13 protein-coding genes are annotated in these 13,909 nt (G+C 64.8%); 4 read left to right on the top strand and 9 right to left on the bottom strand.

Annotated features, from left to right (window positions below):
* The first annotated feature begins 19 nt into the window (after positions 1-19).
* Positions 20-1,102, top strand: coding sequence for an AI-2E family transporter (locus P1IM2_RS16605; protein ID WP_186403151.1), 1,083 nt, complete (start codon positions 20-22; stop codon positions 1,100-1,102).
* 10 nt (positions 1,103-1,112) lie between these two features.
* Here P1IM2_RS16605 and P1IM2_RS16600 read toward each other — a convergent pair whose 3' ends face one another.
* Positions 1,113-1,991 (bottom strand): LysR substrate-binding domain-containing protein, encoded by an 879-nt coding sequence (locus P1IM2_RS16600; RefSeq protein WP_040590058.1) that lies wholly within the window; start codon positions 1,989-1,991, stop codon positions 1,113-1,115.
* Between the two features lie 144 nt (positions 1,992-2,135).
* On the opposite strand from P1IM2_RS16600, the gene P1IM2_RS16595 reads away from it, so the two are divergent.
* Entirely contained in the window at positions 2,136-4,466 is a 2,331-nt protein-coding gene (locus tag P1IM2_RS16595; protein ID WP_409574544.1) for a CDC48 family AAA ATPase, read from the top strand.
* A 16-nt stretch (positions 4,467-4,482) separates the two neighbouring features.
* Here the strand turns inward: P1IM2_RS16595 and P1IM2_RS16590 are convergent, their stop codons facing one another.
* Positions 4,483-5,772, bottom strand: a complete 1,290-nt coding sequence (locus tag P1IM2_RS16590) for an MFS transporter (RefSeq protein WP_254535914.1) — start codon at positions 5,770-5,772, stop codon at positions 4,483-4,485.
* Positions 5,773-5,976: 204 nt separating this feature from the next.
* On the opposite strand from P1IM2_RS16590, the gene P1IM2_RS16585 reads away from it, so the two are divergent.
* Entirely contained in the window at positions 5,977-6,573 is a 597-nt protein-coding gene (locus P1IM2_RS16585) for a class I SAM-dependent methyltransferase (RefSeq protein ID WP_051066408.1), read from the top strand.
* Between the two features lie 4 nt (positions 6,574-6,577).
* Here P1IM2_RS16585 and P1IM2_RS16580 read toward each other — a convergent pair whose 3' ends face one another.
* On the bottom strand, positions 6,578-7,768 hold the full coding sequence (locus P1IM2_RS16580) for a phosphatidylserine/phosphatidylglycerophosphate/cardiolipin synthase family protein (RefSeq protein ID WP_186403149.1): 1,191 nt from the start codon (positions 7,766-7,768) through the stop codon (positions 6,578-6,580).
* 137 nt (positions 7,769-7,905) lie between these two features.
* On the opposite strand from P1IM2_RS16580, the gene rpoZ reads away from it, so the two are divergent.
* A complete protein-coding gene (rpoZ, locus tag P1IM2_RS16575) occupies positions 7,906-8,250 on the top strand; it encodes a DNA-directed RNA polymerase subunit omega (RefSeq protein ID WP_186403148.1) in 345 nt (114 codons plus the stop codon).
* 69 nt (positions 8,251-8,319) lie between these two features.
* Here rpoZ and P1IM2_RS16570 read toward each other — a convergent pair whose 3' ends face one another.
* The 6 genes from P1IM2_RS16570 to P1IM2_RS16545 all read right to left on the bottom strand — a co-directional run bounded on the left by P1IM2_RS16570 (position 8,320) and on the right by P1IM2_RS16545 (position 13,822).
* Positions 8,320-8,934: a DUF3800 domain-containing protein gene (locus tag P1IM2_RS16570; protein WP_186403147.1), complete on the bottom strand. Its 615-nt coding sequence runs from the start codon at positions 8,932-8,934 to the stop codon at positions 8,320-8,322.
* Between the two features lie 25 nt (positions 8,935-8,959).
* Complete coding sequence (locus tag P1IM2_RS16565) at positions 8,960-9,442, bottom strand: DUF11 domain-containing protein (protein WP_186403146.1); 483 nt, start codon at positions 9,440-9,442, stop codon at positions 8,960-8,962.
* Positions 9,443-9,473: 31 nt separating this feature from the next.
* On the bottom strand, positions 9,474-9,869 hold the full coding sequence (locus P1IM2_RS16560) for a hypothetical protein (protein WP_186403145.1): 396 nt from the start codon (positions 9,867-9,869) through the stop codon (positions 9,474-9,476).
* Positions 9,870-9,918: 49 nt separating this feature from the next.
* Complete coding sequence (gene ftsH / locus P1IM2_RS16555; protein WP_062766467.1) at positions 9,919-11,862, bottom strand: ATP-dependent zinc metalloprotease FtsH; 1,944 nt, start codon at positions 11,860-11,862, stop codon at positions 9,919-9,921.
* Between the two features lie 102 nt (positions 11,863-11,964).
* Positions 11,965-12,957, bottom strand: coding sequence for a tRNA lysidine(34) synthetase TilS (gene tilS / locus P1IM2_RS16550; protein ID WP_186403144.1), 993 nt, complete (start codon positions 12,955-12,957; stop codon positions 11,965-11,967).
* The gene (locus P1IM2_RS16545) at positions 12,911-13,822 is read right to left on the bottom strand and encodes a tetratricopeptide repeat protein (RefSeq protein ID WP_254535871.1); all 912 of its coding nucleotides are present in this window, start codon (positions 13,820-13,822) and stop codon (positions 12,911-12,913) included. The genes tilS and P1IM2_RS16545 overlap by 47 nt, the downstream gene beginning before the upstream one ends.
* Positions 13,823-13,909 lie beyond the last annotated feature (87 nt).

Raw genomic sequence — 13,909 nt, 5'->3', positions numbered from 1 at the left:
GCTGCAGGGGTAATGGATCATGGCGAGCGAGGGTGAAGGGCGGGGCGCGGACGGGCGTTGGTCCTTTCTGGTCATCCTGATCGCCATCTCGGCCGCTTTTGCGCTCGTTCTGTGGCCATTTCTGACGGCTATCCTCTGGGCGGTGATCGCGGCGATCCTGTTCACGCCGGTCTATCGCCGCTTGCTCGCGCGCATCCCCGGCTGGCGGAACAGCGCTGCCTTGCTGACCCTGCTGCTGATCGTCGGGATCGTCATCCTGCCGGCGGCGATCCTGAGCGTGGCGCTGGTCGGAGAGGCGACGACGGTCTATCTGCGTATCCAGTCAGGCGATATCGACATTGCGCGCATTTTCACGACCTTGTTTGCCGGACTACCCGGTTGGGCGACGACCCTGCTCGCCAATCTGGGCGTCAAGAATCTCGCGGACGCGCGTGACATCTTCGGATCGGGCGCGGCCGACGGCGTGCGCGCGGTGCTGGGGCAGGCGCTGCTGTTCGGACAAAGCATCTTCGGCCTGCTGGTCAAGCTGAGCGTCGTGCTCTATCTCGCATTCTTTCTGCTGCGCGACGGCGATGCGCTGCAGCGCCGTGTCGCGGCCGCCGTGCCGCTGCGCGCCGACCAGCTTGGCCTGCTCGTCGATCGGTTCATTGTGGTGGTGCGCGCGACGATCAAGGGCAGCATCGTTGTCGCGATCATCCAGGGTATGATCGGCGGGACGGTGCTGTGGATGCTGGGGGTCGAGGCACCGTTGCTCTGGGGCGTGCTTATGGGCGCGGCATCGCTGATACCGGCGGTCGGAACCGGGCTCGTCTGGGTGCCGATGGCGCTCTATCTCTTTTTCAGTGGCGCGATCTGGCAGGGAGCGGTGCTCGTCTTTTGCGGCCTCTTCGTCATCGGCATGGTCGACAATCTGCTGCGCCCGATACTGGTGGGGCGCGAGACGCGCATCCCCGATTATGTCGTGCTGATCACGACACTGGGCGGGCTGCAATTGTTCGGATTTCACGGCATCGTCATCGGGCCGGTGATCGCGGCTATGTTCATCGCGGTTTGGGATATAGCTGCGCAGATGCGCGGCGAAGCCCTGTCGCCGCCGGCCTAGCGACCTGACCCTAGATCTTCGCTTCGAGCAGCCAGTCGTGGAACAGCTTGACCGCGGGCTGGCGCAGTGCGCGGGGGCGGCAGACGAACCAGTAGCTGTAAGGGCTGTCGACGTCGAAATCGAACAAGCGCACCAGCCGCGGATCCTGTGCGTCGTCGAAATGATGACCGTGCATGAAAGCGACGCCGATGCCCTGCGCTGCAGCCTCGAGCATCAATGGACCCGAATCGAAGAAATCGGTCCCCATCGGTTCGAGATACGGCATGCCGATCGCATTGCGCCATTCGTTGAAGGTTTCCGGCATTTCGCGGTGCAGCAGGATCGTCGCGCGCTGCAGCTGTTCGGGCACCGCAATCGGGCGCTCCCCATCGGTCAGTCCCCGCGCCGCGATCGGGAACACTTTGTCCTGATCGAGCCTGGCTGCATAAAGCGCCGGATCAATTGCGCGGGCAAGCGCGATCGCGGCGTCGATGCCTTCGCCGAGCCGCGCTTCCCCGTGCGACAGCGTGTCGATGTCGATGTGCAGTTCGGGATGCGCGCGGCGCAGTTCGGGCAGGCGCGGGAACAGGCGCTGCTGCGCGAAGAGCGGCAGCACATTGAGGTGCAGGCGGACTGACGCGTCGGGACTCCCGACTTGGCCGATAACGCTGCGTAGCTCGTCGAGGATGGGCGACAACTGGTCCTGCAGGTCGCGCCCTGCCTCGGTCAGTCGCAGCCCGTGATGATGGCGGTCGAACAAAGGTCGACCGACAGCGTGTTCGAGTGTCTGGATGCGGCGCGAGAGCGCGGGCATCGACAGACCAAGCTCGCTCGCGGCGGCCTTTACGGTGCCGTGACGGGCAACCTCCAGAAAGGCTTCCATACTGCTGAGGGGAGGAAGGCGTGGCATGATCGTGTCTCGATGGCGATGATGACATGCGTGTCAATCCCGCGCCAGACTTTTGTGCAGTGCGGCATGATTGGACGGCGGTCCGGGGGTCGCAAATCGGGAACTGCCGTCCTATCTCTGCCGTTCTGAACTCTTTGTGGGAGATTGGCGTTGGCCGACGCACCGGTAAAAGAAAAGCAGGTCAAGCTTCAGGTGGCGACTCTGCGCGCAGAAGAAAGCGGCGCGGGGATCGCCCGGATTCCGCGCACCGCAATGGCCGAACTCGGGGTGACCGAGGGCGATGTCATCCAAATCAGCGGCAAGCGCGACACCGCAGCGCGCGTCGTTGCGCCCTATGCCGAGGATGAGGGGATCGAGGTGATCCGCCTTGACGGTCTGCAACGCGCCAATGCGGGCGCCGGCGCGGGCGATATGGTGCATCTGAGCCGCGTCGAGATGCGGCCCGCGACGCGCGTAGTCTTTGCGCCAGCACAGGAAAATCTGCGGCTGCAGGGCTCGGCTAATGCGCTCAAGCGCAGTTTCTTCGGTCGTCCGCTGGTCGCCGGCGATACGGTCGCGACCGCCGGGCAGCAGCGCGTCCCTGCAGGCGATATGCCGCCGCAACTGCGGCAGATGCTCAATGCGCCCGCTTATGCACTCGCCGAGGTGCGCCTGCTTGTTGTGTCGGCGAACCCGAAGGGCGTCGTGTACATCGATGAAAGCACCGAAGTCGAACTGCTGTCCGAATATCAGGAACCGCAGGACGCGCGGCGCACCGACGTTACCTATGACGATCTGGGCGGGCTGGGCGACACGATCAATCAGCTGCGCGAGATGGTCGAGCTGCCGCTGCGCTATCCCGAACTTTTCCAGCGGCTCGGCGTCGATCCGCCGCGCGGCGTACTGCTTCACGGCCCGCCGGGAACCGGCAAGACGCGGCTTGCGCGCGCCGTTGCGAACGAAAGCGATGCGCAATTCTTCCTGATCAACGGGCCGGAGATCATGGGCAGCGCCTATGGCGAGTCCGAAAAGCGCCTGCGCGAAATTTTCGAGGCCGCGACCAAGGCCGCGCCGTCGATCGTCTTCATCGACGAGATCGACTCGATCGCGCCGAAGCGTGGCCAGGTAACCGGCGAGGCCGAAAAGCGCATCGTCGCGCAGCTTCTGACGCTGATGGACGGGCTCGAACCGCGCACCAATCTGGTGGTCATTGCGGCAACGAACCGCCCCGACGCGATCGACGAGGCGCTGCGTCGTCCTGGCCGCTTCGACCGCGAGATCGTGATCGGTGTGCCCGATGAAAGCGGGCGCCGCGAGATACTCGCGATCCATACCCGCGGCATGCCGCTGGGTGACGACGTCGATCTGGGCGAGCTTGCGCGCACGACCTTTGGTTTCGTCGGGGCAGACATGGCCGCGCTGACGCGCGAGGCGGCCATCGAGGCGGTGCGGCGGATCATGCCTAAGCTGAACCTTGAGGAGGGGACGATCCCGCCCGAAGTGCTCGCGGAATTGCGCGTGACGCGCGACGATTTTCTGAATGCCCTGAAGCGCGTCCAACCCTCGGCGATGCGCGAGGTGATGGTGCAGGCGCCGAAAACGCGCTGGAGCGACATCGGAGGGCTCGACGCGGCGCGCGACAAGATGATCGAGGGCATCGAACTGCCGCTCAAACATCCCGAGGCGTTCCGGCGGCTCGGTATCCGCGCGGCGAAGGGCTTTCTGCTCTATGGCCCGCCCGGTACGGGGAAGACCTTGCTGGCAAAAGCCGCAGCGCGCGAATCGGACGCGAATTTCATTGCGATCAAATCCTCGGACCTCCTGTCCAAATGGTATGGCGAGAGCGAGCAGCAGATCGCCCGGCTGTTTGCCCGGGCACGCGCCGTTGCGCCGACGATCATCTTCATCGACGAACTCGACAGTCTGGTGCCGGCGCGCGGCAGCGGAACGTCGGGCGAACCCCAGGTGACCGAGCGCGTCGTCAACACGATCCTGGCCGAGATGGACGGGATCGAAGAGATGCAATCGGTCATCGTCATCGGCGCGACAAACCGCCCGAACCTGATCGATCCCGCGCTGCTCCGCCCGGGACGGCTCGACGAATTGATCTATGTCTCGGTTCCGAATGCCGAGGGACGGAGGCGCATTCTAGAGATCCATACCGCCAAAATGCCGCTCGCCGACGATGTGTCGCTCGACACGCTCGCCGAGCGCAGCGACCGCTTTACGGGCGCCGATCTGGAGGATCTGGTGCGCCGGGCGGGCCTTGCCGCGCTCAAGCGATCGATCGCGAGCGATCTCGTCACCATGGCCGATTTCGAGGCCGCGCTGAAAGACACCCGCGCTTCGGTCACGGAGGCGATGGAGCGCGACTATGAAAAAATCCAGGGCGAGATCAAGCAGCAGGCGATGAGCATCGACCCGATCGGCTTTTTCGCGCCCGGCATGCTGAAACCCGTTCGCGAGCAGAAGCACGCCGATGATGCGAAGGGCTGACGCGAAGCGCTAATGCTCAGTTTGCGGGCTGGTCCTGTCGTAAGGCGGACCAGCCCCAGAGGACGAGCCAGCCGCAAAAAGCGGCCATCAGTCCATAGCTGATCATCGGGTGCCAATTGTAGAGCAGGACGCCGATGGCGGGCGAGATGATATAGGCCGATCCATTGATCGACGCGGTCATCCCGGCGACGCTGCCCTGATCGCGGCGCGGGACCGAGAGCGAGGCGCCGGCGGTAAATCCGGGCCGGAACAGTCCGAAGCCGAGCGAGGCGAGGGCGAAACCGATGACGATCGCGTGCAAATCCTGCGCCAGCCCGGTCATGAGAATGCCGACGCCCCCGAAAGCGGCGCCGTACAGGACGGTGGTGCGCGGGGTCATCTTGAGCAGAGGGATCAGCCCCCATTGCGACAGCAGCGTCGCAAAGGCGCCGGCCATCAGCACGATACCCGTAATCGCCGCGCCTTCGTCGGGCCTCAGACGCAGATGGAGCCGGTCGAGAATGAGGAAGCCGATGACGCCGAGCATCATCGCCTGCGCCTGGCCGCCGAAGAATCCCGCGAGCAGCCAGGGGCGCACGCGCCGGTCGCGCCAGCCAAGCGATTCCTGCTCGGCGGGGTCGCGTTCATTCTCATCCTCGGCGGTCGGTTCGCCCGGTCCTGCCGAGAGTGGATAGGAAGCGATCGCGCCGCGTGCGGCGAAGCGCGGCATGTCATCGGGCAGCCGCCAGCGCAGCATGACGAGTACCGTTAGGCCGATCAGCGCGAAGACAAGCAGCGGCCCGGCGAGGCCGAAGATCGGGAGGATGAAGAAGGGCGCGACCGCAGGACCGATCACGGTGCCGAGCCCGAAGGAGGAGGAGACGAGCGACAGCGCCTGCGTGCGTTCTTCAGGATCGGTACGTGCGGCGACATAGGCCTGGACCGCGGGCGGCGCCGCTGAACCGAAGCCGCCGTAGAGGCTGCGGAAGAGCGCGAAGAGAATGAAGGTCGCGCCCGCGGCGAGCCAGCCCTGGAGCCCGGCCCACAAGGTCACGCCGCACAGCGCCATCGACAGGAAAAAACCGATGATTCCGCGCGCCATCAGCACCTTGCGCCCGCGCTTGTCCGACTGGCGCGCCCAATAGGGAGCGGTAAGCACCCAGAGCAAGGCCGACCAGCTGAATGCCAGGCTGACCCAGACATCGGGGATGTGAAGTTTGGCACCGATGGCGGGAAGGATCGACTGCATCGCGGTATTGCCCGCGGCGGCGACCAGCATGATGGCGAAGAGGACGGCCATGCGATCGGCCGGAATCGAGCGCGTCATATTGCTCAATTCGTCCTCCCCCTGTTTTCCAACCATTTACCGCAAGTGCCTGTTTCCCTACACGCCGCCGGGCGTCTGTCCAGTGTCAAGACAGACTCTTTTCTTGCACCGCCGCCACGATTTTGCCACTCCACCAAGAACCGCAACAACGCGAAAGCCATCATGACCAATCCGCGGGCGCAGGCCCAAGAATCGAAAATCGCGATGTCCCGCCGGATCCGCGAGAGGCTGAAGCGATTTTTCGGCCCTTGGGGTATGTTCGTGAAGGGATTCATCAAGCATCCCGTCATGGTCGGGTCGATCGTGCCCTCCTCACCGACGCTGATCCGCCACATGCTGCGGCCCGTCGACTGGAAGAATACCAAGCTGTTCGTCGAATATGGCCCCGGCGTCGGCACCTTTTGCCGCCCGGTGCTCGAACGGCTGGCGGGCGATGCGATGCTGATCGCGATCGACACGAACGAGGATTTCATCGCCTATCTGCGCAAGGAGATCCGCGACAGCCGCTTCGTTGCGGTGCATGGCTCCGCGGCAGACGTTGAAGAAATCGTCAAGGCGCACGGTTTCGACAAGGCCGATTATGTGCTGTCGGGTCTGCCCTTTTCGACGCTCCCGGCAGGCGTCGGGCCGGCGATCGCGGCAGCGACGCACCGCGTGCTACGCCCGGGCGGGGCCTTCCTCGTCTATCAGTTCCGCGCCCGCGCCCGCGATTTTCTCGCGGCGCATTTCAAGCGCATCGACAACGCCTTCGAATGGGTCAATGTCCCGCCCTGTTTCCTGTTCTGGGGCTGGAAAGACTGAGCCCTCAAAGCTCGGGATCGGGTTCGGCGAGCCCGAAATTCAGCCGCCGCGATACCGTATAATCGGCCACACCGACCACGAACCAAGCAAGCGTCCAGCGCAGGCGGGTCAGCCAGCCGGCGCGGGCCTTGTGCGTTTCGGCGGTAATTACGTCGCAATCCTCTTCAAGTCCTGCGACGAAACCGCGCATGCGCTCTGCAAAATGGGGATCCGCGATCCGCACCATGATCTCGACATTCACGAACAGGCTGCGCACGTCGAAATTGGCCGATCCGATATAGACGGTGTCGTCGATGACGATCAGCTTCATGTGCAATTTGCACGGCCGATATTCCCAAACTGCGCCGCCTTTGCGCAGAAGATAGCCGTAGAGCAGACGCGAGGCACCGATCGTCGCGGCATTGTCAGATTTGCTCGCCATGACGAAACGCGCTCGCCCGAAGCGCGCGACGCGTCCGAGCCGGCGCAACATCCCCTGCGTCGGCGAGAAATAGGCCATCGCCATGTCGAGTTGCCGCGCCCCCCCGAGATCGGCGCGTACGGCGCGCGCCCATGGTGAGAGGCGCTGCGTCGGTCCTCCGACAAGCCAGGTTACGGCGCCATTTTCGACCGGCCATTCGCGGATCAGCCGCCGGAGCATGAGGAGTTTGCCGTCGTGGTTGACGGCATAGTCGCGGATTTGCGAGAACCACTGGACGGCGCGCGCGACGCTGGGCCCGCGCAGGATCATCCCCAGATCGAACCAGCAGTCGGCACGCGGCGCGCTCAGATAGTCGTCGGATATGTTGAAGCCGCCGGTGATCGCGATATCGCCGTCGATCAGGATCAGCTTTTGATGGTTGCGGATCAGATAGCTCGAACGCCAGCGGCGCGAGAAATAGGTCACTTCGCCGCCCGCGTCGCGCAGCGGCACGAAGATGCTGTCGGACGTGTTCGACGATCCGAAACTGTCGATGACCGCGCGCACGCGGACGCCGCGCCGCGCCGCGCGTGCAAGCGCGTCGAGCACGTCGGTCCCCGCGCTATCGCCCTCGAAGATATACATGACGAGGTCGATGCTGCGGATCGCGCCATTGATCAGGGCGAGCAACCGTTCGAGCCGCGCGGCGCCGTCGAACAGCAGCTCGATCCGGTGCCCCGCCACATCGGCGCTCCAATGCAATCGCTCGCGGGCAGGGGCAGGGGGCTCGGTCATCCTGCCCCTGTCATAAGCCGGAGCCGCGAAGCGCCGCAAGCACCCCGGTTTTGTTGACATATAGGGCGCTGCCTGCTAGCGCGCAGCGCTTGCCGCCATGCCCATCGGGCTGGCCTCTCCTCATCTAAGGAAACAAGATGGCCCGCGTTACCGTCGAAGATTGCGTCGACAAAGTCTCCAACCGTTTCGATCTGGTGCTGCTTTCGGCGCATCGCGCCCGCGAGATTTCGGGCGGCTCGGAGCTGACCATCGATCGCGACCGCGACAAGAATCCGGTCGTCGCGCTGCGCGAGATCGCCGAACAGACGATCCGTCCCGTCGACCTCAAGGACGCGCTCACTGGATCGCTGCAGAAGGTCGTCGTCGACGATGACGATACGCCTGATGAAATCAGCTCGATCGCGCGCTCGGCCGAGGCGCTTCGCCTCACCGCCGCTGCGCCGCCGCGCAGCCCTGCGGGCGGCGGTGCCGATTTCGACTGAAGTCGACGAAAGCATCACCGAAGGGGGCCGCGGGAAACCGCGGCCCTTTTTCGTTGGCGCGGCGTCTCGTCAGGACGCTCGGGGAAGCTGCGTAAGTTCGGCGACGCGGATCGCGCGCGAGGCGAGCATCGGTTCGATGATGATACCGATGCGCCGAGCCCGCGGTGAATCGACCTCGACATTATAGAGACTGTTCGCGACGACATCGGCGATCTGCACGCCGTCCGAGCGGCGGCTGTCGGCGAGCGAGGCGCGGCCCCAGCCGCCAAGCCCGGATTGGATCGCCTCGCGGACATTTTCGAGAATTTTGGGATCGTAGCGACCGTCGTCGATCACCACGTCGCTGCACACGCCGCCCGTTTCGGGGAGCCAGCTTCCGATCGCGAGATCGAGAAGCGCGGCATAGAGCGCCAGATCGCTTGGCGGCTGGCCGTCGGCCGGCGGCTGGAGCTGCGCGCGATTGGCCACGGCCACCCAGGCGCGTCCGCCGGCCCGGTCGAACAATTCGAGCAGGTAAGCGCGCTCGGTCAGACTGATGCGGCTGCCCTTGAGTTCGCCGCGCAGGCCCGTCACGGCGCGAAAGCGCGCGTGGATTTGCGCCGCGGCTTCGGGGGTGAGCATTACCGCGGCAAAAGTCATCGCGCCGGCATTGAGGCCGCCCGATTCGTCGCAATAGATGGTCATGCCCGCGCCGCGCCCCTTGCGCCGATCATTTGACGCGGCCGAAAAAGGCGACCGAGCGCGATCCGCCTGCCGGCACGGCGGTGCTCCAGAGCCAGCGGACGTGGGTCACGTCGGCATCGGTCGCCGCGCGCGGCGTGCCATCGGTGCCGGGAATGGTAAGGCTAGCGAGATCGCCGAAGCTCTTGCCGCCGTCGACCGAGACACTGAAATCGGCGCGGTCGTTGGTGCCGTCGAAGGCCAGCCCCGCGGGGATCGGGTTGACGATGCGAACCCCCGTCGCCGGGCTGGGCCCGGGATTGGCGAACAGCAGCGTGACGCGTACGCGGTCGCCGGGGACGACGACGTCCGGGGTGACATAGGATTTGATGGGCTTGCCGCTGTCGGCGCCGCTGATCTTCTCCAGTTCCACCGTAGAGGTCAGCGCGCCCTTTTCCTGCGCGGCGGCCATGGGGCCGGCGGCGCCAAGGCCTGCCGCGAGAATATATGCGAAAAGCCTGCCGCGCATCATCTGGTCCTTCGAAAGGTGAAAATTGATCTGCTCAAGCAGGGCAGGGATAGCGTTTCCGCATCAGCCCGTCGAACGCCATGTTGATCGTCGTGCGGCTGCGGCTCTGCGGCGGATAGGTGCGAAGATGCGCGAGCCATTGTTCGGGGGTCAGCGTGCCGCTCTTGGGCGGGCAACTCGCCGATTTGCGCCCCGCTTTGCGGTCGGCCTCTATCCGCGCCTGATAGCGTTTGCCCGCCGCGATGACTTCGCTCTTGAGCCGGTCCGCCTCGGGCATGGCAAGCGCAAGCGGGCCCAGCCGCTGCAGCGCTTCGGCGCGCTGGAGAAAGGCTGCTACGCTCATGTCGCCGGGCGACGCCGCGGTCAGAACCAGCCCGGCGGCCAGGGCCGCCGAAGCCAGTCCGATGCGCTGCGTCTTGCCGTTCATCATGCCGCCGAAATCTCTCCCGCGCCCTGAATGCCGGCTGAATCAGAGATCGTCACGCGCCTTGTGGATGCGTGTCGCCAAAGGGGCGCGGTTTGCGCTTGATTTGCGGCAGGCCGCCAGCGTGCCCTTGAATGGGCGCGCCGGGCTTGTTCGCATCGCTATCGCGGCCGATGTCCTCGCCCTTGATCGCGCGGCGCGCTTCCTCGCCCGACAGCGTCTCATATTCGAGCAGCGCCCCTGCAAGCAGATGCAGTTCGTCGAGATGGTCGGTGAGCACCTTGCGCGCCGTCTTCTCGCCGTCCTCGACGAGGCGGCGGACTTCGGCGTCGATCAGCTTGGCGGTCTCCTCGGACATATTCTGCGCGCGCGAGACGCTGTGGCCGAGGAAAACCTCATCCTGATTGTCGCGGTAGCGCAGCCAGCCGAGCTTGTCGGACATGCCATATTCCATGACCATCGAGCGCGCCATGTCGGTGGCCTGCTGGATGTCGTTCGACGCACCGGTATTGAGCTCGTCCTTGCCGTAGATGAGCTGTTCGGCGATGCGGCCGCCGAAGCAGAGCGCGAGGCGCGCCTTCATCTGCTTCATGCTCATCGAATAGCGGTCGCGTTCTGGCAGGTTCCACGTCACGCCCAGTGCGCGACCGCGCGGGATGATCGTCACCTTGTGCAGCGGATCATTATGCTCGACATGGATCGACACGAGTGCGTGGCCCGCCTCGTGATAGGCGGTCGCCTTCTTTTCGTCCTCGGTCATCACCATCGAACGGCGTTCGGCGCCCATGAGCACCTTGTCTTTGGCTTCCTCGAACTCGCCCGACGCGATCAGGCGCTTGCCCTTACGCGCTGCAAGCAGCGCGGCCTCGTTGGCGAGGTTGGCAAGGTCGGCGCCCGAAAAGCCGGGCGTGCCGCGCGCGATACGGCGCAGGTCGACGTCGGGCGCGAGCGGCTTCTTGCGCGTATGGACCTCGAGGATCTTCTGGCGGCCTTCGATGTCGGGGCGCGGGACGACGACCTGGCGGTCGAAGCGGCCCGGACGCAGCAGCGCGGGATCGAGAACGTCGGGACGGTTGGTCGCGGCGACGATGATAATGCCCTCGTTCGCTTCGAAGCCGTCCATTTCGACGAGCAGCTGGTTGAGCGTCTGTTCGCGCTCGTCATTGCCGTTGCCAAGGCCGGCACCGCGATGGCGACCGACCGCGTCGATTTCGTCGATGAAGACAATGCACGGCGCGTTGCGCTTGGCCTGCTCGAACATGTCGCGAACGCGGCTGGCGCCCACGCCGACGAACATTTCGACGAAGTCCGAACCCGAGATGGTGAAGAAGGGGACGCCCGCCTCGCCCGCAATCGCGCGAGCGAGAAGTGTCTTGCCGGTCCCCGGCGAGCCGACGAGCAGTGCGCCCTTCGGAATCTGACCGCCAAGCTTCGAAAATTTGGTGGGATCCTTCAGGAATTCGACGATTTCCTGCAACTCCTCGCGCGCCTCGTCGATGCCCGCGACGTCGTCGAAGGTCACGCGGCCCTGCTTCTCGGTAAGCATCTTCGCGCGGCTCTTGCCGAAGCCCATCGCGCCCGACCCGTTATTTTTCTGAACCTGGCGGAAAACGAAGAAAGCGATGCCGAGGATCAGCATGAAGGGCAGCGCCTGGATCAGCAGATAGACCCAGATATTGCCCTGATCGGTCGGCTTGCCGTCATATTTGACGCCATTGTCGTTGAGCAGCTTGAGCAGTTCGGGATCGCGGACGATATTTGCCGAAAAGCTTTCGCCGCTGTTCAGCTTGCCGGAAACGCGGTCGTCGGAGAGGACGACTTCCTTCACCGCGCCTTCCTGAACCTTTTGACGGAACTCCGAATAAGCCATCGGTGAACCCGTGCCCTGCGAGGCGCCGCCGAACATCGACGCGACGAGGAGCATGGCAAGCAGAATGCCGCTCCAGATCATCACGCTCTTCATCCAGGGGTTGCCCTGCGGTTCCTTGTCGTCCTGCATTCGGAGAATATCCCAATCAACGCCAGCATCGCGAGAAGCCGCGACCATAGGCTGCAAGATAGGAATATCCGGTTAAATGACAATGCGCCAAGCGCGATAAATTCAGCTTTTCCGCCGCGGCGCCGAGGAAATGCGCCAGATTGAGCCGTCGCGCTCGCCCGCGGCGTCGATCAACAGGCTGCCGACCATTGCGCGCCGGCCCTCGCGCATTGCCGCGATGACCGTGTCGAGGGTGACGCCGCGCAGCACGAGTCGCGGGTCGGCATGCGAAAGGCGGCGCATGACGATGCGGCGGAAAAGCTCGGGCGGATAGCCGAGATCGCGGATGACGGCTGCGTCGTCGACCTCGGGCCAGCTCGTGATCGCCTGGTCGACAGCCCAGTCGAGCGCCTCGTCGGCTTCGGCGAGCCAGCGCGCCGAGCGCGCGGCGGCTTCGGCGTCGATCGTCGACTGATAGCGCAGCGCATGGCGCAGCCGCGCCCGGTCGAAGCGCTCGTCACTGTTCGACGGGTCGTCGACGAACGGAATGTCCTGGTCGAGCGCGAGCCGCGTCAGGTCCATGTGCCGCCAGCCGAGCAGGGGGCGCAAAACCTGGCCGTTGCGGGCGCGGATCGAGGCCAGGCCGCCGACGCCGCTGCTGCGGTTGAGCCGCATGATCATCGTTTCGAGCTGATCGTCAGCATGGTGCGCGGTGACGATGAAGTCGATGCCCTGTTCGCGGCGCCAGCCGTCGAGCAGATCATAGCGCGCCGTTCGCGCCGCGGCCTGCAGCGAGCCCGCGATTGGACTATCCGGCGTCAGCGTCGCGTGGGGAATATGTTCACGCGCGCAGAAGGCCGCGACCATGCGCGCCTCCTCGGCCGAACCGCTACGCAATCCGTGATCGACCGTTGCCGCCCGGACCTGCCCGGGCAGCAGCGAAGCCATCAGCCAGAGCAGCGCCATGCTGTCGGGGCCGCCCGATACGGCGACGCCATAGTGACGGCGATGCCAGTCGGCGCCGACGAGCGCGGCGAGTTCACCGCCGAGCCGTTCGACGGCGTCGCTGTCAACAGCCTGCTTTTGCTTTTGCGGCGGCAGCATCGTCGCGGACATCCTTCGGTGCCTTGTCGCCATAGACCTCATCCAGTTCGCGGAAGGCCTTGCAGGCGTCGGCTTTGCGCCCGAGCTTGTCGAGCGCTACTCCCATATACATCAGGCTGTGCGGCGCGCGGGGCCCGCTCGGCCGATCCTTGTAATTATTATAGAAAGCGACGGCGGCAAGGCTGGGCTTGCCTTCATCGAGATAGGCGCGCCCGAGCAGGTTCTGCGCATAACTTGCCTGGTTGCTCTTCGGCCATTTTGCCACGACCTGTTTGAGTTGCGCCTGCGCCTCGGGATAGAGTTTGGCATCCCACAGGCGGAAGCCGTAGGTATAGGCATCTTCGGCTTCATTGCCGGTCGCCGGAATTTCGACCTTCTTGACGAGCGCGAGCCGGTTGGCGTCGGGTTTGCTCGCGGTGGGCGTCGTTGAGGGCTTTTTGGTGGTCGTGGTCGTCGACGCCTGCGTCACCGTGGCAGGCTTGGTCGCCCCCGAGCCCGATGCAAGCGGCAGACTTGCCGGGGTTTCACCGCCGATGGCGGGGGCGGCAAGGCGATTTTCCATTTCGGCCTTATAGGCGGCGAACTGTTTTTCGAGTTCGCGTAGCTGATAGCTGTTCTGCTCGGTCTGGCCGGTGAGCGTCTGAAGCTGGGCTTCGAGCGCATCGACGCGCGCGGTGAGGTCGATGACCGGGGCATTGCCCTTCGCGCGCTCGCCGGCTGTGTTGTCGGGTGCGATCTCGCCCTCGAAGAAAGCGGGGCTGCCGCCGGGGAAGACCGAGCGCTGGACCGCCCGCATTTCCTTTTCCAATCGCTCGACGCGCTTGTCGAGCCCGGCGTCCTGCGCCTGTGCAACAGGCGCCGCTGTCAGCGCGATCATCGCCGCGCCGATCAAAGACCCTTGTAACTTCCTCATCTGCCGTGCGGCCCCCACCAGTTAACTATCTTGTCTCTATGCTCTCATAAC

It is taken from the genome of Sphingopyxis sp. P1IMeth2, from assembly GCF_900185685.1.
Lineage (GTDB): Bacteria > Pseudomonadota > Alphaproteobacteria > Sphingomonadales > Sphingomonadaceae > Sphingopyxis > Sphingopyxis terrae_A.
Note: the sequence above shows the minus strand (reverse complement) of the source record. Positions and strands in the feature narration are given on the sequence as shown.